21 protein-coding genes and 1 tRNA gene are annotated in these 23,703 nt (G+C 62.0%); 12 read left to right on the forward strand and 10 right to left on the reverse strand.

Annotated features, from left to right (window positions below; all coding sequences use genetic code 11):
• On the forward strand, positions 1-624 hold a 624-nt coding region (locus GY725_10985; protein ID MCP4004711.1), incomplete at its 5' end, for a DUF3604 domain-containing protein.
• A gap of 129 nt (positions 625-753) precedes the next feature.
• Positions 754-1,980, forward strand: a complete 1,227-nt coding sequence (locus tag GY725_10990; protein MCP4004712.1) for an acyl-CoA dehydrogenase — start codon at positions 754-756, stop codon at positions 1,978-1,980.
• A 127-nt stretch (positions 1,981-2,107) separates the two neighbouring features.
• Here the strand turns inward: GY725_10990 and GY725_10995 are convergent.
• A tRNA-Arg gene (locus GY725_10995) sits at positions 2,108-2,253 on the reverse strand.
• Positions 2,254-2,506: 253 nt separating this feature from the next.
• On the opposite strand from GY725_10995, the gene GY725_11000 reads away from it, so the two are divergent.
• Positions 2,507-4,090, forward strand: coding sequence for an arylsulfatase (locus GY725_11000; protein ID MCP4004713.1), 1,584 nt, complete (start codon positions 2,507-2,509; stop codon positions 4,088-4,090).
• 72 nt (positions 4,091-4,162) lie between these two features.
• Here the strand turns inward: GY725_11000 and GY725_11005 are convergent, their stop codons facing one another.
• Positions 4,163-4,876, reverse strand: coding sequence for a TetR/AcrR family transcriptional regulator (locus GY725_11005; GenBank protein MCP4004714.1), 714 nt, complete (start codon positions 4,874-4,876; stop codon positions 4,163-4,165).
• A gap of 102 nt (positions 4,877-4,978) precedes the next feature.
• Between GY725_11005 and GY725_11010 the strand changes: the two genes are divergently transcribed.
• Positions 4,979-6,394: a carotenoid oxygenase family protein gene (locus GY725_11010; GenBank protein MCP4004715.1), complete on the forward strand. Its 1,416-nt coding sequence runs from the start codon at positions 4,979-4,981 to the stop codon at positions 6,392-6,394.
• Between the two features lie 186 nt (positions 6,395-6,580).
• On the opposite strand, the gene GY725_11015 is transcribed toward GY725_11010, so the two are convergent.
• On the reverse strand, positions 6,581-8,242 hold the full coding sequence (locus tag GY725_11015; protein ID MCP4004716.1) for an NAD(P)/FAD-dependent oxidoreductase: 1,662 nt from the start codon (positions 8,240-8,242) through the stop codon (positions 6,581-6,583).
• Between the two features lie 174 nt (positions 8,243-8,416).
• Here GY725_11015 and GY725_11020 point away from each other — a divergent pair, with 174 nt between their 5' ends.
• From GY725_11020 to GY725_11045, 6 genes are all read left to right on the forward strand, one after another.
• Complete coding sequence (locus GY725_11020; GenBank protein MCP4004717.1) at positions 8,417-8,869, forward strand: nitroreductase family deazaflavin-dependent oxidoreductase; 453 nt, start codon at positions 8,417-8,419, stop codon at positions 8,867-8,869.
• 51 nt (positions 8,870-8,920) lie between these two features.
• A complete protein-coding gene (locus GY725_11025) occupies positions 8,921-10,117 on the forward strand; it encodes an acyl-CoA dehydrogenase (GenBank protein MCP4004718.1) in 1,197 nt (398 codons plus the stop codon).
• Between the two features lie 25 nt (positions 10,118-10,142).
• On the forward strand, positions 10,143-11,492 hold the full coding sequence (locus tag GY725_11030; GenBank protein MCP4004719.1) for a 3-oxoacid CoA-transferase subunit B: 1,350 nt from the start codon (positions 10,143-10,145) through the stop codon (positions 11,490-11,492).
• Positions 11,493-11,556: 64 nt separating this feature from the next.
• A complete protein-coding gene (locus GY725_11035; GenBank protein MCP4004720.1) occupies positions 11,557-12,282 on the forward strand; it encodes a dienelactone hydrolase family protein in 726 nt (241 codons plus the stop codon).
• 69 nt (positions 12,283-12,351) lie between these two features.
• A complete protein-coding gene (locus tag GY725_11040; protein MCP4004721.1) occupies positions 12,352-12,897 on the forward strand; it encodes a VOC family protein in 546 nt (181 codons plus the stop codon).
• A 392-nt stretch (positions 12,898-13,289) separates the two neighbouring features.
• Positions 13,290-13,667, forward strand: coding sequence for a hypothetical protein (locus GY725_11045; protein ID MCP4004722.1), 378 nt, complete (start codon positions 13,290-13,292; stop codon positions 13,665-13,667).
• 303 nt (positions 13,668-13,970) lie between these two features.
• Here the strand turns inward: GY725_11045 and GY725_11050 are convergent, their stop codons facing one another.
• Together GY725_11050 and GY725_11055 are read right to left on the reverse strand one after the other, a co-directional pair.
• On the reverse strand, positions 13,971-14,987 hold the full coding sequence (locus GY725_11050) for a glutathione S-transferase (GenBank protein MCP4004723.1): 1,017 nt from the start codon (positions 14,985-14,987) through the stop codon (positions 13,971-13,973).
• Positions 14,988-15,038: 51 nt separating this feature from the next.
• Complete coding sequence (locus GY725_11055) at positions 15,039-15,302, reverse strand: hypothetical protein (protein MCP4004724.1); 264 nt, start codon at positions 15,300-15,302, stop codon at positions 15,039-15,041.
• 686 nt (positions 15,303-15,988) lie between these two features.
• Here GY725_11055 and GY725_11060 point away from each other — a divergent pair.
• Positions 15,989-17,419 carry a hypothetical protein gene (locus GY725_11060; protein MCP4004725.1) on the forward strand — a complete coding sequence of 477 codons (1,431 nt, stop codon included), beginning with the start codon at positions 15,989-15,991 and terminating at the stop codon, positions 17,417-17,419.
• A gap of 5 nt (positions 17,420-17,424) precedes the next feature.
• Here GY725_11060 and GY725_11065 read toward each other — a convergent pair whose 3' ends face one another.
• On the reverse strand, positions 17,425-17,826 hold the full coding sequence (locus GY725_11065; GenBank protein MCP4004726.1) for a DUF1566 domain-containing protein: 402 nt from the start codon (positions 17,824-17,826) through the stop codon (positions 17,425-17,427).
• Between the two features lie 266 nt (positions 17,827-18,092).
• On the opposite strand from GY725_11065, the gene GY725_11070 reads away from it, so the two are divergent.
• Positions 18,093-18,272, forward strand: a complete 180-nt coding sequence (locus GY725_11070) for a hypothetical protein (protein MCP4004727.1) — start codon at positions 18,093-18,095, stop codon at positions 18,270-18,272.
• Between the two features lie 258 nt (positions 18,273-18,530).
• Here GY725_11070 and GY725_11075 read toward each other — a convergent pair whose 3' ends face one another.
• The 4 genes from GY725_11075 to hydA form a co-directional block, all read right to left on the reverse strand.
• The gene (locus GY725_11075; GenBank protein ID MCP4004728.1) at positions 18,531-19,697 is read right to left on the reverse strand and encodes a hypothetical protein; all 1,167 of its coding nucleotides are present in this window, start codon (positions 19,695-19,697) and stop codon (positions 18,531-18,533) included.
• 136 nt (positions 19,698-19,833) lie between these two features.
• A complete protein-coding gene (locus tag GY725_11080) occupies positions 19,834-20,874 on the reverse strand; it encodes an LLM class flavin-dependent oxidoreductase (protein MCP4004729.1) in 1,041 nt (346 codons plus the stop codon).
• A gap of 10 nt (positions 20,875-20,884) precedes the next feature.
• The gene (locus GY725_11085) at positions 20,885-22,258 is read right to left on the reverse strand and encodes an aspartate aminotransferase family protein (protein ID MCP4004730.1); all 1,374 of its coding nucleotides are present in this window, start codon (positions 22,256-22,258) and stop codon (positions 20,885-20,887) included.
• Positions 22,258-23,649 (reverse strand): dihydropyrimidinase, encoded by a 1,392-nt coding sequence (hydA, locus tag GY725_11090; protein MCP4004731.1) that lies wholly within the window; start codon positions 23,647-23,649, stop codon positions 22,258-22,260. The genes GY725_11085 and hydA overlap by 1 nt, the downstream gene beginning before the upstream one ends.
• Between the last annotated feature and the right edge of the window lie 54 nt (positions 23,650-23,703).

The following is a 23,703-nucleotide window of genomic DNA, read 5'->3' on the forward strand; positions in this document are numbered from 1 at the left end:
ACGCGGGATGCGATCTTTGCAGGGATGAAGCGGCGAGAATCCTATGCGACCTCGGGGCCGCGCATCCTCCTGCGCTTCTTTGCTGGCTGGGGCTTCGACGCTGCGATCGTCGCCGATCGCAACCCGGTCGCGGTCGCCACCGATGGTGGCGTTCCCATGGGAGCCGCGCTGCAGCCGGAGCAAGAAGGGGCCGAGAGCCCGACCTTCTTCGCCTGGGCCGGCGCCGACTGGATGAGCGCTCCGCTCCAGCGCATTCAGGTCGTCAAGGGTTGGATCGACGCCGACGGAGAAACGCACGAATCGGTGCGGGACGTCGTCTGCGCAGACGGCCTCGAGGTCGACCCGAATACACTTCGCTGTCCGGACAACGGCGCCTCTGTCGACACCAGTTCCTGCCAGACGCGCGGCGAGCGCGGAGCGGGACAGCTGATGGTGGCCTGGCAGGACGACGACTTCGACGCGAGTCAGGGCGCCTTCTACTACGTCCGGGCGATCCAGAACCCGACCTGCCGCTGGTCGACGTACGACGCGATTCGCCTGGGCATCGAGCCAGACCCGCGCGTGCCCGCGACAATCCGCGAGCGGGCCTGGTCGTCACCCATCTGGATCGACCCACCGAGCTAGCCGCGCCGACCCGGCCACTCTTCCTGTCCGCCGAAGAAGTTATGATGCGCGTGCATTCCACGAAACCTCCCGCCACCGGATCCGGAGCAACAGGCTTCGACCCGGCGAGCAAACCCGTCAGGAGACCCCATGGCCATCGATTTCACGTTTCCCGAGGACGTCCAGATTGCGGTCGACCATGTCCGGAAGTTCTTGGACGACATCGTTCGCCCCTCCGAGAAGAAGATCGCCGCGCACAAGGACTCGCGAGAGGTCCTGGTCAAGGAAGTGATCCACATGCGCATGGCCGCCCAGGAATGGGGCCTTTGGCTGCCCCACATGCCGGAGGAGTATGGAGGCATGGGACTCGGGCACGTGGCGATGGCCAGCGTTTCGGCCGAAGCAGGAAAGACGCGCTTTGGCCCCTTCGCGTTGAACGCCCAGGCTCCCGACGAGGGCAATATGCACACGCTCCTCCACTTCGCCACGCCGGAGCAGATCGAAAAATACTTGAAGCCGCTATGCAAGGGCGTCGCTCGCTCCTGCTTTGCCATGACCGAACCCTCTGTCGCGGGTTCTGATCCGACCTTGATTCAGACCAAGGCCGTCGAGAAAGACGACCACTGGCTGATCAACGGTCACAAGTGGTTCATCTCGGGCGCCACCGGCGCTCAGTTCGCCATCCTGATCGCGCGCACGGAAGACGATCCGGAAATTCGCCAGGCCTGCAACAGCGCCTTTCTCGTCGACATCCCGTCCGAGGGTTGGGACATCCTGCGCGATGTGGAAACCATGAGTGGCGGCCACAACCACTGCGAAATCCGCATCACCAATCTGAAGGTTCCCAAGCAGAACATGCTAGGCGGCCGGGGCCAGGGACATCGCCTTGGGCAGGCTCGACTCGGACCGGCACGGCTTGCGCACTGCATGCGCTGGATCGGACAGGCCGAGATCGCGCTCAACATGACGATCGAGCGATCGTTGGAGCGGTACGCTCATGGATCCCTACTGGCCGAGAAACAGGGCATCCAGTGGATGATCGCGGACTCGACGATGGAGCTTTACCAGTCGAAACTGATGGTCCTCCACGCGGCGTACAAGATCGACGCCGGTCAGGACTTCAAGAGCGAGGTTTCCATGGCCAAGCACTTCGTCGCGAACTCGCTCGGCCGCATCATCGACCGTGCCATTCAGGTTCACGGCGCCCTGGGGTACAGCAAGGACACGCCCTTGGCGGACATGGCGACCAATGCGCGCTGGGCCCGCTTCGCGGATGGCGCCGACGAGGTGCACCAGTGGCGCATCGCGGAGCGCGCCATCGAGGCGTATTCGAAGACGGGGAGCGTGAGCAGCGCCGCGGGAGACCTTCCCCTGTAGGAACGCATCCCGCAAAGAGCCGCACAAATCTCCCGGCGCCGGGCTTGGATGTCGAGCGAGGCTTCGACCGCGCATCAGGCCGCCCGAAGCATGGGATTGGCCGAAGCGACTTCATGCAGGAAGTCGCTGGCGCGCCGGGAGGGCTTCGAACCCCCGCCCCTCAGGTTCGAAGCCTGAACGGAGAGTGAGGAAAATCAAATAGTTACGCGATTCTAAGCGGGAATACGCAGGAATAGACGGGAATACGGTACCCCCCCGCCTGCACTTCCTCGCTCGACGCGCCATCAATGAACGCTACGGGATCCTGCGTGCACTCCCGTGGTCATCCGCCGGTCTTCGTGGATCAGAGCTGAGATCCGAAACGGGAAGCGGATCGCGTAGCGGTAGAAGTCCTTTCCTTCACTGGAGTGCAAGGTGTTTTCGAGATCAGATTATCAAAATTTGGTCATAGACAAAATTTTAGCAATGATCGATATTCGGCTCCACACCTTCAAAAGAGCCGCCGCCCCATCGAGGAGACCCTGCCATGACGAACGAGGCCTCTCTCACAAAGGCCGAGAGCCTGGCCCCTCGAGGCCATCCTCTCCTGCCATTCTGGATGGCGCTCGTTTCTCTGGTTGCGATGGCCGGCCCCGCCTCCACGCTGGCAGATTCCCACACACAATCCCCGCCCTCTGCCGGCGTGGCGGCGGCCGACCGCCGACCGAATATCCTGATCCTGCTGGCAGACGACCTCGGCTGGGGCGATGTCTCCTACCACGGCAGCGAGATTCGGACGCCGCATATCGACAACCTCGCGCGCAGGGGGATCGAACTCGATCGCTTCTACGTCCAGCCGACCTGCAGCCCGACCCGAACTGCTCTGATGACAGGGAAGTCGCCGATGCGCATCGGGATCACGCGACCGATCACTAAGAATGAGAAAGGTGGCCTCCCGCTTGGCGAGACATTGCTGCCGGAACATCTCGCGCGAGCCGGCTATCAATCGCTGATGTCAGGCAAGTGGCATCTCGGCCATTACACACCCGAGATGTTCCCCCACGCCCGGGGTTTCGAGTCCTTCTACGGTCATGTCAGCGGTGGCATCGGCTATTGGGATCACAACCACGGCGGGGGCCACGATTGGCAACGCGATGGCGTAACCGTTCGAGAGGAGGGCTATACGACCCATCTGATCGCGGACGAAGCGCTGCGCCTGCTCACCACTCGCGACCGCACCCGCCCTGTATTCCTCTACGTCGCCTTCAACGCCCCGCACATTCCGAACGAATCGCCATCAGACGCGCTCGCTCGTTATGCGTCGATCGAAGACCAGAAGCGTCGCATTCACGCGGGCATGGTGAGCGAACTCGACTCCGCCATCGGCCGAATCCTCGCGGGCTTCGAAGAGGAAGGAATCCTCGGCAACACCCTCGTCTTCTTCTCGAGCGATAACGGCGGCATCGTCCCCGGAACCGGCCCCCCGGCACTCTTGAATGTCGCTCGTTTCTTCGACGCGATCTTCGACCGACCAATCCCCATCCCAGGCTTCGAGTTCCTCGTCGCAAATCTACTCGACGGGGCGAGCGACAACGGCCGCTTGCGCGGCGCCAAGGGCGACCTCGGCGACGGTGGAAGCCGGGTCCCCGCAGCGATCTGGTGGCCCGGTCACCTCGAAAACGGAACCCATGAGCGTTTCATGACAATCTCCGACCTCCTCCCGACGCTGATGGAAGCGATCGGCGCAGCGGACGCGATTCCGGGTGATCTGAATGGCCGCAGCCAATGGGCGGCGCTGAACGGAGATCCCTCCAACAGCGAGACACCCGATTACGTCACGACCGGCCTTTTCGGAGAAGCCGCGTTCTATCGCCCCCCCTGGAAACTCCACGTGACGGACCCGCCCGAACTCTACGACGTATTCGATGATCCCTACGAGGAGCGCAACGTCGCGGGCGAGAATCCGGAGGTCGTCGAGGCTCTATTGCAGGCCACAGAAGCCTGGCCTCGCGGAAGGGCCACCTCGGCGACCATCGCCGATAGTTTTTTCGATCCGGACCTCTTTGGTGGTCGGGAGGATCGCGAGCCCTGGGCGGATGTCGCTCGAGAGCGGGCATCCCGCACGAATTGAAGCAACGGAGGGTCCAGGGCGGCTATTCGTAGCCTTCGAAATCCAGACCCGGCTAGACGGTTCCGGCCTCGTTCACTTCAGACCTCTGACTTGCGCCTTGCGTCGGGCGGGCTTCGTCGAGCGCGCCTTGCGTAGTCGCGTCAGCTTTCCGATGAGCGCGGGGCGGAAGGTCTCCTCCGCGTCGGCAGCCAATCCGATGTAGGACGCCTGTAGCACGGTCTCGCGGAATTCCTCGATGGAGATCAGGCGAAACGCCCAGTCTCGCGAGGCAACGCGATAACTCGCGAAGATCCTCTCGCCGAGGATGTCGGGGGGGATCGAACCTCGCAGCTGCCCTTGCTCCTGAGCCGTCCGGCACGCCTCCGTCATGAGCGCGACGGCCCATCGGGTCAAGCCTCCCCTCTTTCCCCAGATCTTCTCCTGATCTGAGAAGAACTCGTTGGCCACGAACGCGGCACGGTAGAAGTCCTCTTCTGCGCTGAAGAGCGATGTGGATTCGTTCGCCACGGCCTCAAGCAGCGCCACGGCCTCAAGCAGCGCCACGGGCTCCGCCTCTGCGAACGCCTCCAGCCGGGCTTCGAGCGCGGCCATCGTCTCGGAGATCAGCATGAGGAGGATCTCTTCCTTGTTGCCGATCAGGTTGTAGAGAGTGGGCTGAGTGACCCCGGCTGCATCGGCCAGGGAGCGCATGTTCAAGCTCGGAAAGCCGCGCTCGGCGATCGTGCGCCGCGCTTCCGCCAGGATCCGCCTGCGGCGCTTTTCCATGTTGATCGCTCGTGTACTCATTCGAGGTTTCACACTAGCAAATTTTAGTCATTGACAAAACTTTAGCAATGATAAATATTCTGGATCCAGAAGACGCCCTCAACCAATCCAGGAGAACCTTCCATGCTAATCGAAATCGACTATCTGTCCGAGGCCATGCGGCCAGATCCTGTTGAGTCGGACTACACCATCACCAAGATCGAAGGTGAAATCCCCCGGGAACTGAACGGGACCCTCTACCGCAATTGCCCAAACCAGAAGACCTCGCCAAAGGCCGGTCCTGGCGTATTGCATATGTTCGACGGTGACGGTTTTGTCAGTGCTTGGCGTTTCGAAGACGGCAAGGCCCGTTATCGCAGCCGCCACCCTCGCACGGAGAGCTTCCTGCGCGAGCAGGAGGAGGGCGAATACTGTCTCGGCGGACTCAACGTTGGGCCAGACCGCGCGCTACGGAATCCGCCGCCGAACTATCAGGCCAACACCAACGCCGTCTACCACGCCGGTCGGCTTTGGGCAATGCATGAAACCATGCCACCCTTCTTCATGGATCCGGACACCCTCGAGTCGAAGGGCATCTGGGATTACGATGGCAAGATGCTCGGAATGGCGTCTGGTGCCCATCCATGTATCGACGTGAGAACGGGCCAGATGTTCCAATGTGGCTACCAACCCATGGCACCCTTCCTGCAGCTCTACGTTGTGGAGGCCGACGGAAAGGTCTCTCTGGCAGAAGCGGTCGATACCCCCTGGGCTGGCAAGATCCACGACATTGCGATTACCGAGAACTACATCATCGTCCCGCTCGGAGCCGTCGACATCAGCTACGAGAACCCGGACAGGAATGATCCTCTTGGGGGCCTGAAGGCACTACGGGCACGGCCCGACCTGAACTTGCGGTTCGGCATCCGCAAGCGCGAGCCGGGTAGTCCCATGCAGTGGTTCGAGGTCCCCGACAGTCACTACATTCTGCACGTCGGAAATGCCTTCGAACGGGATGGGAAAATCATCATGGATGCCCCCGCTTGGGAGAATCCGACTGCCTTTGTCGAAACTATCAAGCACCTTCGCGAAGGCAAAGTCGATCCGGACGCAGCACACTGTCATCCCCGCGTCTACGAGTTCGACCTGGCCACTGGGACCTGCAAAGGGACCAAAGTGAGCGACATGTTTGCTGAGCTAAACCGGTTTGATGATCGCCTGATGGGATACGAGAATCGGTATGGCTACGCTTCGGTGGGGAGACCGGGCGAGGGAATATTCCGAAGTGTTGGAAAATACGATCGCTCGGGCGGGCCGATGGCGATCCAGGACGCTGTGGAAGGCAATTTTGTCGGCGAGCCCATCTTCGTTCCTCGTAGTCAGGACGCAGCCGAGGACGATGGTTTTGTCATCGCCTTGCGCCACGATGGACCCAACGATCGTACAGGCCTCGACATCCTGGACGCACGGGGTGTAGACAAGGAACCGCTGGCGCGTCTATGGCTGGATCACCGAGTTCCGTTCAGCCCCCATGGTTGCTGGCGGCCCGAAGGCACTTAGTAGTTCTGGGATCTTGGCTTGAACCTCATGCCGCTTCCCTCTGCACCTGCCTCACGCCCGCTGCGTACGCAGCGGGCGTGAGCTGACCCATCGCCTAACGAGTGAAATCGTCGATCACGGTGAGGACTCGGAGCTGCCGTCCGTCGATCGTCTGATCGGCGACGAAGTCGTAGCTCCAGACGTGGTTCAGTGACTCTCCCGCCAGGCGTCCCAGTCGGGGCGGAGCTCGGGTAGCGCATCCCGGTCTCCCATCGTCTCGCCGGCGAGAGCGGGCGTGAGGAGGTCTGATTCGAGCACCTCCCCCGCTGCGAGCACACCGCCGCGTAGTACTCCCATGACTCCCCCACCCGAGGGTGTGCTGGCGCCGCACAGGAACAAGCCCTCGATCTCCGTGCGCGGCCCGACCCGCATCGGGACCGGTGCCTCGATTCCGTTGGCGGTGCCTCCGGTGGAGTGTGTAAAGCGTTCCTGGCTCACCGGTGTCGCCGCTTCCTTCCAGACGATGTGCTCCCGGATGTCCGGGATCAGCTGCAGATTCGTGTCGATCATCTGCTCCACGAACTCGCTCTTGCGTTTTTTGTACTCCGCGTCGCGGTGATAGCGTCCGCCATCAGCGGGGCCCCGGTCCACGTTCCACACCCCGTAGTCCCGCGGCGCGAGGGTCATGATCTGCAGGTTCGTGTGCCCCTCCGGTGCCAGGTGCTGGCTCACCGGGTCCATCGTGGTGGCGGTGGTCAGCATGGTCATCTTGGCGTTCAGCCGCCCAGCATCGAGTTTGTCGTACACGCCCTCGATGTCGTAGTCGCCCCAGGTGTAGTGGTTGCTGTTGGGCATGCCGCGTTCCGCGAGGTCCACGTCGAGGCCGAGATACACACTGACGAGAGGTAAGGACATCTTGAGGGCTCGGATGTACTCAGCGGTTTCTTCGCCGAAGTGCTCCTCGCCGACCAGCTCGAAAACAGTTCGTTTCAGGTCGGCATTCGAGACGACCACCGGCGCATCGATCTCCTGCTCGTGACGCCCCTTCTGTCCGACGACCACCCCGCGCACGTGACCTCCCTCGACGCGGATCTTCTGCACCGGGCTCTTCGTGCGCACTTCGCCGCCGTAGGCTCGGATCGCTTCGATCAGCCGGCCGGCGATTACCTGGCCTCCACCCACCGGGTAGTAGGCTCCGCGCAGAAAGTAGTCGATGAAACCGGCCGCCATGACCACCGGGGTTTCCGAAGGCCGCACGGCGTAGGTAGCCTGCTCGCCAAGCAGCACAGCCTGCGCGCGCTCTCCGAGCCGATGCTCCGCGAAGAGCTCCGTCACGGGCCGGAGCCCCCACGGCAGGAAGCCGGGTGCCCGCTCGGCCAGCTGCGCCAGTTCGAGTTCGCCCCGTTGCATGCGGCGACCGGCCTGGGATACCCCGTGCATCACGTCGAGCACCGCGTCCAGCGCCTCGCGCTCGCGGGGAAAGGTCTCGTGTAGGCGGGCCCGGTAACGGTCCCAGCCGAACGGAATTCGGAACTCGAGATCGGGAAAGTGGAGGGTGGTGTAGCCGTCGGAGTCGAGGGGACGGAAGACCACGCGCTCAGCGAGGCCGACTCCGTTCAGTACAGCGGTGATCATGCCATCACGCCCGCACTCCCCGATATAGTGGACGCCGACGTCGAACTCAAATTTCCTGCCCTGGTGGTCGCGACGGAACGCATGGGAATTCCCCCCCGCCACGTAGTGGGCTTCGAGGACCAGAGTTCGCTTGCCCGCGGCGCATAGGTAGGCGGCGGTGGACAGACCGCCGAGTCCCGAGCCGACGACGATGGCATCCCATTGCTCGCGTTCGTCCGGGGTCGCGTCGCTCATCGTGAATTCTCCATTCGTTCGGTTGAAGGGGCGGGGCCAGGATCCGCTTGGCGCGCTTCTCCATGTTCATCGTTCGTGTACTCGTTCGGAATTTCACATTAGCAAAATTTAGTCATTGACAAAACTTTAGCATAGATCAATATTCTGGAATTCAGAAGAAAGGAGTTTCCAACGATGAGTAATCCCCAAGGTCTGCCGCCGGAGATCGTCGAGCACATCCGCTTGTATCGAGAAGACCCGGAGAAAGCACACCACTGGGATTCGACGCCGTTGGGCGGACCCGGTGTCCTGACCACCCTGCTGCTCACCACCCGCGGACGCAAATCGGGCGAGCCGCGGTCGCTGCCACTCGTCTATCAGCAGGTGAACAAGTGCTTCGTCGTCGTGGCCTCGAAGAAGGGATCACCGGCCCACCCTGCTTGGTACCTGAATCTGCAGGCACGACCCGAGTGCGAAATCCAGGTGGGCAACGAGCACTACCGCGTGCGCGCCCGCGATGCCGAGGGCGAAGAGCGCGGGCGGTTGTGGGGTGTCGTGACTGCGGCATATCCGCCCTACGACGAATACCAGACAGCTGCCGGGAAACGACGCATTCCTGTGGTGGTACTCGACCCCATCGACGAGTGACAACCGAACTCGTCGCAAGCTCTCAATCAAAAAAACAAGGAGTTCATTGACATGACTGCATTTGGATTTTCTGACTGGATGAAGAGGGCCGAAGAAGTCTCCCCACTGGTTGCCGCCGAGGCGGACGAAGCGGAGAGCCTGCGACACATGACCGATCGAACGGTTGAAGCGTTCAAGGAATCGGAGCTCTACTACCTCACGCTTCCGCAAGAGCTCGGAGGTCCCGATCTCCCTCTTGTCGAGTCACTGGAGGTTCTCGAGAAGGTCTCCGAGGCAGATGGCGCCGCCGGTTGGTGCCTCTTCGTCGGCAATATCGAGGTCGGGACAGCGGGAGCGTACCTGGCCGACGCCGGGATCGAGACCGTCTTCACCAAGCCAAAGGACTTGCTGATCTCCGGGCAGGGGATCCCGAACGGTGTGGCCCGACCCGTCGACGGGGGCTACCGCATCGACGGGGATTGGAAGTACGGCAGCGGCATCCATCACGCCGACTACATCCACAACGGCTGTATCGTGCTCGATGAGGATGGGAATCCCCGGATGACGGACGCGGGGAAGCGCGAGATCAGGATCTGCCTCACCGAACGCAAGCACGCCGAAATCAAGGACGACTGGCACGTGCTCGGCCTGTGTGCCACGGGCAGTTTCGATTACTCGATCCGTGACGTATTCGTCCCGACGGAGATGACGCACGACTTCGCAACGACGAAGCCGCATCGCGGCAGCTACCAGTTCACGCTGGGGTTGACCGGATACACCACCTGGGGACACACGGGTTTCGCTCTGGGCGTCGGACGTCACGCGCTCGACGAGCTGAAGAAGCTCGCGCAGACCAAGGAGAACCCGTTTGGACTGCTCGGCGATGGCGAGAGCTTCCAAGTACGCTACGCACATGCCGAGGGCAGCCTGCGGGCCGCGCGAGCCTTCTGCTATTCGGCTTGGGACGATCTGTGCGAATCGATGGCGAGGCAAGAGCCCGCAAGCCTCGATCAAATCGCACTGATCCGTCTCGCGATGTCCAATGTACACGATGTAGTGTCTGATATCACCACGTTCGCCCACATTGCGGGGGGAGGCGTCTCGCTTCGCCACAGCCCTCTCCAGCGCTGCTACCGCGACATGCACGCGGGTACGCAGCACATCCTGTTGGCCGACCAGATCCGGCAGGATACGGCGAAGGTGTTGTTGGAGATGGCGCCCGAGAATGCTCGATGGTCCCCTCTCGGCCTCGAGGCGCCTTCCGCGTAACAACGGAGTGCAGGAAGGGCCCAGCATGAAACGAGTTCCCCAGATCTCACCCGAGCGGGCCGCGGCCATGGTCGAAACGGGTGACACGATCCTGGTCGGCGGATTCGGCATGACCGGACATCCGGTCCATCTGCTTCACGCACTTGCCGAGACCGGTGTTCGGGACCTGACGTACGTCGCCAACAATGTGGGTGAAGTCGGACTCGGCGGCGGTCGGCTCCTGAGCAAGGGGCAGATCAAGAAGGCGATCGGCTCGTTTTTCACAAGCAACCGCGAGGCAGTGGCGGCCGCGCAGCACGGGAGCATGGAGATCGAGCTTCTTCCCCAGGGATCGCTTGCCGAGGCGCTGCGCGCGGGCGGCGCCGGAATCGGGGGCTTCTTCACTCCGGCTTCGGCGGGCACCGTCATCGGAGAGGGAAGGGAGACGAGGATCTTCGATGGAAAGCCGCAGGTGTTCGTACCGGGCCTTCGCGGCGACGTAGCCTTCATCCGGGCTTGGAAGGCGGATACCGCCGGCAACCTGGTCTACCGGATGACCGAACAGAACTTCAACAAGGCGATGGCGACGGCGGCTGATCTGGTCATCGCCGAGGTGGAGACGATCGTTCCGGTGGGCGAAATCGCCCCCAACGAGGTTCACACGCCGGGTTGTTATGTGGATCGTCTGGTTGAAGCGCGCATGACCCTGGACGACCTCGGGTCTTCTGCGTCGGTGGCATCCAGCGCAAGAAAGGTTGACCCGCTGCGGATGAACATGGCGCACCGCGCGTTGGCGGAGCTGAAAAGCGGGGACGTGGTGAATCTGGGGATTGGGATTCCCACCCTCGTGGCAGACCTGATCACTCCCGAACGCGGGATCGTCCTTCATACGGAGAACGGAATGCTCGGCGTCGGCCCCGCGCCAGCGGAGGGCGGCGCGATGGAGTACCCCGTGAACGCCGGGAAGGTCCCGGTTACGGCGCTGCCGGGAACCAGCTACTTCGACAGCGCGGATTCGTTCGCCATGATTCGCGGTGGCCACGTGGATATTGCGATCATGGGCGGGCTGCAGGTGGACGAAGCCGCGAACCTCGCGAACTGGGCGGTTCCCGGCAAGCCGCTATTGGGGGTGGGCGGTGCGATGGATCTCGGCTCGGGAGCCAAGCGGCTCATCATCACAATGACTCACACCAACTCCGACGGGAGCCCGAAGCTGGTTCCACAGTGCGACCTGCCGCTCACGAGTCGGAACGCGGTGGACCTGGTGATCACGGATCTTGCGGTCTTCTCGTTTGCTCCGGGCGATCTCACGCTGGTCGAGCTGATGCCTGGGGCAAACCTGGAACAGGTGAGATCCGCGACCTCGGCGAAGTTCGTCGAGAGGTTGCCGGGTTGAATTCGAGCCGACGCGCCGTGGCCACCCCGCGTCGCGGGCCTCGGTCGGGTCGACAGGAGGCGAGATGCTGGAACGCGAAGTAGACATCAAGCGTGCCGACGGTGACATGAACACCTTCATCACACATCCAGAAGAAGGTGGACCCTATCCGGTCGTGCTGTTCTACATGGATGCGCCCGGAAAGCGGGAAGAGCTGCACGACATGGCTCGCCGGATCGCCACCACGGGGTACTACGTGATGCTGCCGAATCTCTATTACCGCCGGACCCGGGCGTTCACGATGCCCCCGGGCTCCGAAGAGGAGATGTTCGAGCACATGGACTCGCTCTCGATCCAGATGGTGAACGAGGATACCTCAGCCATGCTCGAGCACGCGGCGGGCGACGGCCACGCCGCGGACGGTCCGGTCGGCGCGCTGGGCTACTGCATGAGCGGGCCCTTCGCCTTTGCTGCGGCCGCTGCGTTTCCCGATCGGATCGCCGCTTCAGCATCGCTGCACGGTGTGCGCCTGTGTACCGAAGCGGATGACTCGCCTCATCGTGACGCGAACAAGATCAACGGCGAACTCTACTTCGGTTGCGCGGAAACGGACGAGTGGGCACCCAAGGAGATGATCGACGAACTCGATGCCCACCTTGCAACGACCGGCGTCAACTACCGGATCGAATGGTACCCGGATACCACGCACGGCTTCGTCTTTCCGCAGCGTGGAGAGATGATCTACCACAAGGAAGCAGCCGAACGGCACTGGGAGCGGCTGTTCTCCCTGTTCCAACGGAATCTGACGTGATGCCAACCGCCCTGCAGCTGACAAGGCTCAGCTGTCTCCCCGCCAATCGGCGCGCTCTGGAGGGTTCAGATGCAACTCCGCTTCTCACATAACGCGATCAAAGTCCGCGACCTTGCTGTCATGCTCGACTTCTATGAGAACGTCCTCGGATTTCAGGTAACGGATCGCGGCCCCCTCCCGCGGCCCGGATCGCCGGAGATCGTCTTCCTCAGCCAGGTGGCGAGTGACCATCATCAGCTCGCCTTTGTCGACGTGCCACAGGACAGCGACGTGCCCGATACGCTCCTCCATATGGCCTTCCGCGTGTCGTCGATCACGGACGTCCGGGAGATGATCAAGCGGCTCGAAGAGGACGGGCTGGCGACCGATGTCGAGACCGTCACGCATGGCAACGCCTGGTCGGTCTACTTCAGAGACCCGGAGTTCAACCGTATCGAGGTGTTCTGTGACACGCCGTGGTACGTCCCGCAGCCCATCGTCGTGCCCTGGGACCCCGAAATGAGCGATCGGGAACTGTTCGAGCACACTGAAAAGCTCTTCTCGAACGAGCCGGGTTTCGGTCCGATGGAGGAGTGGACAGCCGCGCAGGCGGAGAAGGTCGGCGAAGAGACCTGATGCGCCCGATCCGTACGTACGCGAGCTGAGCGAACTCTCTGATCTCGAGGCCGAGCTGTCAGCGGCCAACGACGCTGCGCTGCGCGCGCGTGCTCGCGACATCGGTGCGGCTCTGCTCGAATCGCCGGCCGTGTTGCGCGAGATCGCCGATCGGGCTCCGGCGGACGCCGAACCCGATCTAGGCGCAGGGCCATGACGATCCTGGACCAGGAGCCCGACCCAAGATGGACGGCGACGCCCAGACGCCTCTGCATCGCCGCCGCCGGCATTGCGCTCACTCAGGGAATCTACGGATTCGACCTCGATCGCGCGCCTTGGCGGCGACGCGCAGGGACGCCTGGCTCGCCGCCAGACATCTTGGGTCAGGCTCCTAGGTGTGGGTTCTAAGCAGGTTGTTCACGGAGCTCCCTGAGCCGCTGAAACGGGCTGCCCGCTGGAAGCCTTGCAAGGCCGACGCGAATTCGTACTCCGTAGCGAGCTACCGGACGGACGAACCTGTCGAAGCCATCGACTACACGCCTGAGCAAGTCGGACGCCTCACCTACATGGCCACGTGTTCCGGCTGTCACTCGGTCACGTCGAGTCTCGTCGGCCCGCCGATGACCTATGTGCGTGCGATGTACAAGGACAGCCCTGAAAAGCTCGCCGCGTGGATCGCCGCTCCAGTTCGCCGGAACCGCGCATACACCGAGATGCCGCCGCAGGACTACCTCCCCAAGAGCACTCGCCTAGCGGTCGCGCGATACATCTTGGAGGAGCTCGACAAATAGGACGTGGTCGAGAACAGCCTTCGTCGGTAGAGCACACAGCGGCCGCAGACTCACCTCGACAACCGGGATACGACGTTCGACTTCCTCCCCTGCGGCGCCATTGGCATCCTCGCGTGAGGGAAGCCTCGCCCGAGATGCGAGGCCTCAGTGCGCCGGTTCCAACCGCCCGAAACCGCAGCTTTTCTCGAATTCGGTGGCGGGAATCGAACCCGGCTCCAGGAAGCGCAAGCGCCCGAAAAGAAGGAAGTCTTCGGACTGATATCTTGTCCCGGGGTTGTCCCGCGGAACCCGGTGACCTCCTGCTCAGCCTTGCAGCGGCGCCAGGCAGTCATGCGCTTGAAGCAGTGGATCGATCTGGTGCCGGGCCTCATCTGAGAGCGCTGCGTACCCTCTCCGAAGTTCTTCCAGGCAACGGCTCTGGTACTTGAAAGGCGCGCCCTCGTAGGCGAGACCGCGTGCGTCGATCCGAACCCGATCGGCCCCCGATTCGAGCGCCGCTCGGTTGGCGACGAGGAAAGGCAGGTACGCCTCACCGGCGAGGTCGAGCAGTGCATCCACCGCTGGACTCCTGGGCTCATCTTCTCTGCGCCACTCGCCCTCGTAGCCCGACAGGTCGTGCACGTGATGGCACCACCGCATGGTGTAAGGCGCGCGTTCCTGGCAGGGACCGATGGCCGCAAGGTCGAGGGTGAACTGGCAGAGTTGACCGAACAACGCAAAGTCCGCGTTCGAGGGCCGGCTACCGAAGAGGAAGGGCTGCTCGGGAATGTTCGGCTCGAGGGCATCGAGTACCCGATCCGCGATGTGCATCAGCATAGGCATATTGGCTTCGGTACAGCCCACCAGCGGGTTGCGCCCGACCTGACGGGTCTCGAAGTCGTGACCCTGCTTCTCGACCATTGTGCGGCCGCCACCGAATTGTTGATCGAAGGCGATCAGTCTTCCCGTCCACTTCGTGTGCTCGGGAAACGCCCAGCGATAGGCGTACATCGCCTTCGACAACCACTCGTCGGCGAGGTCTTCAATCAGTGCCGCCAGGAAGGCATCGGCTTCGCGTTCCGGGATCACAGATCGCTCGGCGTGACGCTTTTCGAGGTCTAGGATCAGAGGCGTCGAGTCGTTCAGGAAGATGCCGTCGGGGTATTCGAGCACGGGCATCACGGGGACTCGCACCTTCCCGAACGCCTTGGCCCAATCGACCATGCGCCCCATCACCGCATGGGGGATTCGCCGATAGCGCAGGACCGCGCGCATCTTCATCGAGTAGGGTGAGCCGATGTGAGCGTAGAGGCGGTAGACATGTTCGTTGTGCGTGGTCATCAGGCAAGATACCTTTGCTAGCTAGATCAGTAGATGTACTCGTCAGCCGGTTCATCCAGCTGCGATCAATGTTCGGTCGTCCACCAGGATAACGACAATGTTAGGCGGTCGGCTCGGAGGGCAATCGGAGGCGAATTCGTTCGAGATCGCCGGCCCCTGGCCCCACGCGACATCGTGATGCGCACCGATCGGGTCCCTGAATTCGCTCAAGGTACCGATCAAATCCGGATAGCGGAACAAGAGCGAGGGGCCCGCCAGCACGACGGCGGCGACGAGAACGATGAGGGCGAGGCCTAGCGCAGCGATCCACTTCATGATGTCAGTGTCCTATCCAACGGGATCCAGGCTTGAGCGATCGGGCGACCGGAAACTCCGCTGACTCTACGCGCGGCCGGGGCCCTTGGGCCGCCGGCACTGCGTCCCGCAGCGTGTTGCGGACTGCGGCCTCGCTCGATGGCTTGTTTCGTCCTGACATTCGACACTCCCCCAGGAGGCTCTCACCTCCGCAGAGTGTCTCTTACCTCAGAGCCTCGCGTCTCCGAGTTCAGCTGACGGGGTACAGCAACAGCATCTGCAAGTCCCAGGTCATTTGGGTGTTCCACCTCCGTTGCGGCCAAGTACAAGTAAATCTGGCCTTCGGAAGCGAGTCTCGAGATCTTCCCCCTTCGTTCGACTCGAGGAAGATCCAGGACGGTGCCCTGCTCCTCCAACAATGGCGACCGAGTCCCACATCCATCTGCGATAATTGATGAAAGTACTATCACCACTATTGACTGGTACCGGCGAGTTGATTCGGGATGTGCATCCCGCGGCGGCCCCGCGAAACCCGTCGCGGGTTCGGCCGGGGAAGCATGCAATCAATGACCGACCATGGCTGAGCCGACGACAGCTGATGCTAGGAATTCCACTGCATCTATGATGTGGCATGATGGCAGAACAAAGGGGCTTGAATCGCCTTGCCGCAACGATAACGGCCAAGAGTTCAATGGAGGACTGACACATTGCTTCGCTCAGTCGATCTCGTTTTCAGCCCGCAAACTCCCGCCCGTATAGCCGCTGCCATCGTTTCCGTGATCGGACTGCTCGCCAGTGCGACAGCAGCCAACGCTGTGGATCACTTTCGCGTCTACCCCAATGCCGCCGCTGTCGGACTCGATGGCCCGATCGTCCAGATCGACGACCAATTCGGCAGCCAGACGACCGACCTCCAGAGCCCAATTCGCTTCATGGTCCCCGCCGCCAAAAACGGCGAGGGCTTGCTCGATCCCTTCAGTCACCTCACCTGCTATCAGATCCTAGACGGCGTCGCTGGCCCCGCGGTAATTTCGACGAACCAATTCGGGGCTCAGCCGTTGACGCTGGGTATGCCAGACTCGCTCTGTGTCCCGACCGAGAAACTGATTGCTCCCGGGCCGGTGAATATCGATCACTACAAGTGTTACCTCGCGAGCGGTTCGTCGATCGATACTGGCGTTTCCATCCAGGATCAGTTCGGTCAGAGCTCCGCAATCGTCTTGAATCCTCGACTCTTCTGCACTCCGGCCGCGAAGAACGGGGAGGTCGTCATCGACGATGTAACGCACCTGACGTGCTACGACACGACGCCACCGGGTCCGGCGCCGGGGGCCATCCCGATCCTGAACCAATTCCTGCCCGCAGCGGATCTTCTCCAATTGCAGGAAGCCGACATGCTGTGCGCTCCATCGACGAAGGAGGTCGTGGAACCGGAGCCAGACCACTATCAAAGCTACCCGACAGTGCCGGTCGTTGGCTCCGACGGACCCATCGTCACGATCGACGATCAATTCGGTTCACAGACAACCGACCTCGGTGACGTTGTCAGCTTTTGGGTCCCGGCCGACAAGAATGATGAAGGAATCGACGACCCGTTCAGCCACCTGACGTGCTACGACATCGTCGACGGTTTTGCGGGCCCGCCCGTCATCGCCACGAATCAGTTCGGCGCCCAGCCGCTGGTGCTCGGCGCGCCTCACTCCCTCTGTGTCCCGACGGAGAAGTTGATCTTTCCAGGGCAGGTCGATGTCGATCACTACAAGTGCTACTTGGCGACGGGCGCGCCAATCGATGTCGGAGTCAGCATCGCGGACCAGTTCCAGGGGCGCACGACACTTCTTCTGGAACCCAACCTCTTCTGCACCCCGGCCAGCAAGAACGGCGAAGGGATCGACGACGCCGATACACACATGACCTGTTACTCGACGAATCCAGCAGGGGCGCCTCCGGGACTGATCCCGATCTTGAACCAGTTCCTGGCCGGGTCCGAGCAGATCGACCTGCTCGGACCCGATTTCCTTTGTGCCCCTTCGACCAAGGAAGTGGTCTTACAAGTACCGGTTTTCCCCGCGCTAGGTGCGGGCGTGCTCATATTGGTGATGATGGGAGCCGCCTTCACAAGAGCGCGCCGGTTGTAGGCAAGTCAGCCGCCCCGAAACGAGCGGACGCATAACACCCGTCGCGTAAGGTCCGGCCTGAGGAGCGGCGCCAGGCGCGTGCCGAATCGGAAGTCGAAATAGAAGCGCCGATCCGAGTTCTCGGGCGACATACTCCACAGGTATGCGCTCGTCAGCCGAATCGGCTTTGCCACGCGGCAGATCGAGTCACCGCAACTGGATTCCGCAGCCGGATCATAGAGCCCCGCCAGTTCGTCGATCGTAGGAAGACGCCAATCGGTCTTCCCCATTCGCGAAGTACCTCGGCAGAATCGTTCGGCCTCCTGCCAGTTGACTTCGGCGGCGTTGTCCTGGCCCAGCCATTCAAGACCGGTCGAGCGATTTTCGACGGTCTCGGGGATCTCGACCTCGTCGGTATCGCTCGACATGGTGGAACTCTCGTCCGCGCAGGCGAAACTCGTGACTAGTGTTAGTGCGATTGCGACGTGGTATCGAGCCGACCGATTCATCGTCTCTCTCATGTGTTGATCGTTTCGATCATTCGGTTGCCTTCCGCCGTGGCCATACAAATGGCAGCACTGGCTGGAAATGATCATTTGCAGGGTGACCGGCGCTTGGGCGGAATACCGGGCGTGAATCGCCTTGCCGCACTGCGCGCTCTGCTCGTCATTGACTGGAATGATACCGCCAACTGATGCCGCGATACGAGGAGTCCCTCGGCGGCCTGCGCCAGGACGTCATCGACGGGAAGATCGATCGCGCACACGATCTCGAGGCGCTGCAGATGGCGCTCTCATCGCTGCCCCGTGGCTATCGCACCTTCCGCAAACAGTACGCGAAGCGGATCGATACCGACGTGGACGACCGCAGCTAGCGAGTTGCCGTCACGCGGGATCCAATCTCGACTGCGAGATGGCGACCCGATCTGTCCCGCGCCCGGTCAGCGTCGGCCTGAAGCCGCGGATTCGCTGAGATCCATGAGAGCGGATGCGGGTTTTCAGGGCACCGTGAATCAGTCCGACTTCTGTTGACGGGAAACACTACCGAGTTCCGACACAGACCTTCGCGGCCTTTCTGGAGGTCGCGATGGACGAGGGGATAACCAACACAGCAGTCGCTGATGCGGTAGGTCTCAGCGCCGGAGTCGCTCTGTCGCCAGATCGGCTCCGGCGCGCAGTGCCTTCAGCTTCTCCCAGACAACGCCCGTCACCACCTGTGTCACTCCGGCATATGTTCCAAACCCACAATCAGTACCTGCAATCACCCGCGTTGGATCGCCGAGTGCATCGGCCACCTTCTCGATGCGTTCGGCGACCACCTCGGGGTGCTCGACGTAGTTGGTCGTCGTATCGATGACCCCGGCGATCACGATCAGATCGTCCGGCGGTGGCATCTCCCTGAGCACCCTCCACTCGTGAGCGTGTCGCGGGTTCGCAAACGGGAGCAACAGAGCTCCGACCTTCGCCCGATAGACCATCGGTAAGAGATCACGCATGGGAACGTCGTGCGTGTGCGGACCCTCATAGTTCCCCCAGCACAAGTGCAGCCGCACGCGGTCCGGCGGCAATCCCTCCAGCGCTCGATTGATCAACGCAATGCGTTCCTCCACGCTGCCAAGGAACTCATCGACATCGACGCCTTCATACGCGGCGGCCATTCCCAGGTCCGGACAATCCAGCTGCAGCACGAAGCCTTGGGACACGATATACGCATATTCCTCGTGCATGGCCGTAGCGATGGCGCCAAGCAGGTCCTTCTTGCTGTCGTAGAACTCGTTGGTGATCGAGATCCCGATCACACCCGGTGAGGGTGCAGTCATGAACGGCTCCACGAATTGCTTCCGTTCCTCGCCGCTGATCCGTTTGAACTGCGCGCACTCGGTTTCGATCGGTTCAAGGCCAGCGTGGCGGACTTCGGTAGCGATCTTATAGGGCGTCTCTTTGACACCTTCCTCGACGAATTCCCGCAGCGGCGAAATCTTGAGCAGGTCCGGAAACGCGACGAGGTCCTTGGGCGGCGGCTCGCCCGGACAATCGGGGGCTGCTATGAAGCCGGTGAGGCGATCTGCGATGTAGGTGTAGAACGCCTGGCGAGCTTGCTCACCGTTGCCGCCGATATCGACCCCGGAATCGTGTTGGGCCGCGATGACGCGCCGGGTACTCGATTCGACCTCCTTCAGCAGTGCGACCGCATCGATCTCCTCGCCGCGACTCTGCGCGACTAGCAGGCGATTGAGTTCCGCACTGCGCGGCAAACTACCGGCGTGCGTCGTCAGGATTCGTTCAGTGCTGCGTATCATGGATAGCCCCTTCCGTTCTCATCGCCTCGGGGAACGCACCGATTCGGTCATTGGCTGGGAGCGTGGAAGTTGATCACGCCCGCAGCACCGGGTCGCCCTCGAAAGCAAATTGGCACTATGTTGGCGTAGGCGTAAGCTACTGGAACGCCGGTATGATCTTCTCCGAAAGCGAGTCAATGAGGTCAGACATCGCGACGTTGGGATAGACTGCAATCTGGGTCACTCCGAGCTCCCCGAGCTTCTGGATCTTCGCGATGCAGTCGGCCGCCGTTCCCGCGATCGCCATCATGGCTGACAGCTCTTCCGAAATGTAATCAGCATGCTCGGCACCCGGCCTACCGTGATCTCGATAGTCGTACTTCGGCTTGGCCTCGAGCAGCCGCAGCAGGTTCTTCGGGGCGTTCTCCTTCGGCAGCTTCGCAACCATCGCTGCCGTGTGGTTCGAAAGCACTGCCGCGAAGGACTTGACCATTCTGGCGCCTTCGGCGGCACTCGTCGCGAGGGCGATCGGTGCACCGCAGACGAACTCGAACCCCGACAAGTCCCTTCCGACCTCCGCCGCTCCCGCACGCACATGGTCCATGCACCACTTCACGGTATCGAGATCGGCCACCTGCAGGATGACGCCATCTGCGTGTCTGCCCGCCCAGTTCAAAAGCAACGGGCCGTAGGCCGCGACGAAGAGGGGGATCGGCGTCTCGAGTTCAACCCAGGGGAACCCGACCGGAACAGAGTCTCCCTCCGATTGGGCGTACCAGTCCTCAGCCTCCGCGCGCTCCTCTGGCACGTACTTGATCTCTCCTCCGCTTGCCAGTGATTTGATCCGAAGAGCCGCCTCCTTGAACTCCCGCAGCGTTGCCGGCCGTTCGCCCAATCTGCGCAAGGCACTGTCACCGCGGCCCAATCCCAGAAGCGCTCGGCCCCCACTCAGTTCGTTCAATGCCGCGTGGAAGGCTGCCGTCACGACGTCGTGCCTCAAGACCGGATTGGTCACCAAGGCACCGAGCTTGATCTGGCTTGTTGCCGCAGCTGCGAGTGACAAGCTGGTCTCCATCGCCCCGAAGCCGACAGGCGAATCCACAAGCCAGGCGTAGTCGAACCCGCCCTTCTCCATTTGGGCGACATGGCCGGGAAACTCCTTACCCGGAAGCCCTAGACAACCAAATTTCATCTTCATTCCTTTGTCCTCATCTGAGTACATGACGTACCTTCTCTTCTGCCACCGGGCGGAGCTCGCGCAGGGTTTCCGAGAGAGCATCTACCACGGAGTCGATGTCTCCCTCCGTCATCGGAGTGGAGATGCTGAAAAGCGCTCGCGCTGCGAACACCCCGCGTCGCAACATTCCAAGTCGGAGTAGGTCTGGGAGCGGAGCCGCTTGGATATAGGGAAGAACGAAGCCTCTGGCTTCGCTCGACGGCTCCTCGTTCCAGTGCAGAACACTGAGCGAGCCGATCCCGCTCGCGCAGCCGCGGAATCCGGCCCGCGTGAAGGCGTCGTCGAGGCCGTTGCGAAATCTCTCACCGAGTTCATCGATCCGCTCGAGCTCGCCCCGGTTCAGCGCACCGAGAGTGGCCAGGCCGGCCGCCATGCTGAGCGGGTTCCCACTGAAGGTGCTCGCGTGAAAGATGGGATCTGGAACGTCCGGATTGAAGAGCTCCATGAGCTCCTCTCTTCCCCCAAAGGCGCCGATGGGAAGTCCGCCACCGATGATCTTCCCCATCGCGGTCATATCGGGCGTGACCCCTGTACTCTCCTGCATACCTCCGAGGCCGAGGCGCAACGTGATCGTCTCGTCGAAGATCAGGAGCACCCCGCGCTCGTGGGCGATCTCTCGCAGCTCTGCCAGGTAGCCCTCTTTCGGGGGGATCATTCCGCCAAAGGTCAGCATAGGTTCAACGAGCAGACAGGCCACGTCGTCGCCCTGCTCGTCCAGCTGCTTCCGGGTGACGTCGGCTCGGTTGAATGGGGTCACCAGCACATCGTCGCCCGCGCTGGCCGCTATGCCGCCGTCAGGTGGCAACGCTACGGGGTTCTCTGCGGGTCCAGCGCGCTCGGGAACAGGCAGGACACTCATCTCACCGATGTCGTGAAAGCCGTTGTAGCCCCCCTCGAGCTTCATGACACGCTGCCTCCCCGTGAACGCCCGGGCAGCCTTGATCGCCATGTAGGTGGCCTCGGAGGCGCTCGCGCAAAAGCGCACCCGGTCGAGCCCCGGCACACGTTCGCAAAGCAACGCCGCCAGATCCACCTGGCTGCGGGTCGGCGCCGCGTACGCGGAACCCTCCCCCATCTGGGCCTGAACGGCGCGTACCGTCGGTGGGTGGGCGTGACCATGAATCAAGGAAGTGAAGTTATTCGTGAGATCGAGGTACTCGTGGCCGTCCACGTCGGTCAACCGGCAACCCTCACCGCGGGCGATCGAAACGGGGTACGGTGAGTAGTGTGCGCTCGCGCGCGTGTCGCCTCCAGGAAGTACGCGACGGGCCTCCTCTATCAGCTTTTGAGAGCCTGGCGTCCAGTCCGTATAGGCCTTCAGCAATCGTTCCACGTGACTACTCATCAGATTCTCCTGTGTGGGGTCCTTCTCTCGAGAAACCTGCCGGACCCAGCTTTCGCGACGAACTTGCCCCTATCGACCACCAGATTGCCGCGAATGATCACGCTCTCAACGCGCCCGTTGACCTCCATACCCTCATAGGGTGTGTGGTCCGAGTCGTAGTGGATGTTCTCAATGCTAAGGGTCGTCTTGCGAGCGGGATCAAAGATGACGAGATCTGCATCGGAACCCGGCGCGATGGTGCCCTTCTTCGGATAGAGACCGAAGAGACGCGCCGGATTCGTCGAGAGCAGCTGCACATAGCGATTCAGACTCATGCCGCGCTGCACGACACCGCCGTCGTACATCAGGACTCCTCGTTCTTGGACGCCGGAAACCCCATTGAGAATCCGATGAAAGCCCTCGCCTTCCGTCTCTTTTCTGCGCGAGAAGCGACTCGACACATGATCTGTCGCGACTACGTCCACCCCCCCATGCACCACTGCGTTCCAGAGCACGTCCTTGTACTCCGCGGGCCGCAACGGAGGTGCGCAGACGAACTTCGCACCCTCGAAGCCCGGTCGCTCGAGGTCATGCATGTCGAAATAGAGGTATTGGGGACAGGTTTCCACGAAGACCGGTTGCCCCGCGTGTCGAGCCCGCATCGCCGCATCCAGTGCCCCGACCGAGCTGAGATGGACGATGTAGAGTGGGCTGTCGGCAATCTTGGCGATCTGGATCGCCCGGTACGTGGCTTCGTCTTCGCATTCCGGTGGCCTGCTCAACGCCACGCCGATGGGGTCCTTGGTCTTCTCCAGCACGTGGTGCGTGCAGGTTTCGACGATGTCGCCGTTTTCAGCGTGGACACTCACCATCGCGCCGTGTTCCTTCGCGGCGGACAGGAAGTTCAACAGTGCGGTGTCGTCTGACATGAAGAGGCCCTTGTAGGCCATGAAGAGCTTGAAGCTGGACACCCCGGCCGCGACCAGCTCCGGAACCTCCTTCAAGGCCGCTTCGGTGGCGTCGGTTACCGCCAGGTGGAACCCATAGTCGACGACTGCCTTTGACTCAGCCCTCTGCCTCCAATCCTCCAAGGACGCGCGGAGGCCACGACCCGGCATCTGGAAGGCGAAGTCGACGATGGAGGTGGTCCCGCCATGGGCCGCGGCGATCGTGTCGTCCAGGTAGTTGCCTAGCGTCACTCCGCTGTCTGCGGGGGGTATGGGCAGTTCGATGTGCGTGTGGGCGTCAATGAAGCCGGGAAACACGTACTTGCCAGTCGCATCGACGACTTGAGCGCCGTCGTCTGGCAAGTCGATGCCAATGGTCGAGATGGTCTCACGATCAACTCGTATGTCGGCTTCATAGGTATCGCTCGCAGTGACGATCGTGCCGCCCTTGATCAGCATGTTCATATCTCGATTCTCCATCTGCGTCGGAGCGAACCCGACTCGGCCACTAGCGCACGG

The sequence above is a fragment of the bacterium genome, assembly GCA_024226335.1.
GTDB lineage: Bacteria > Myxococcota_A > UBA9160 > SZUA-336 > SZUA-336 > JAAELY01.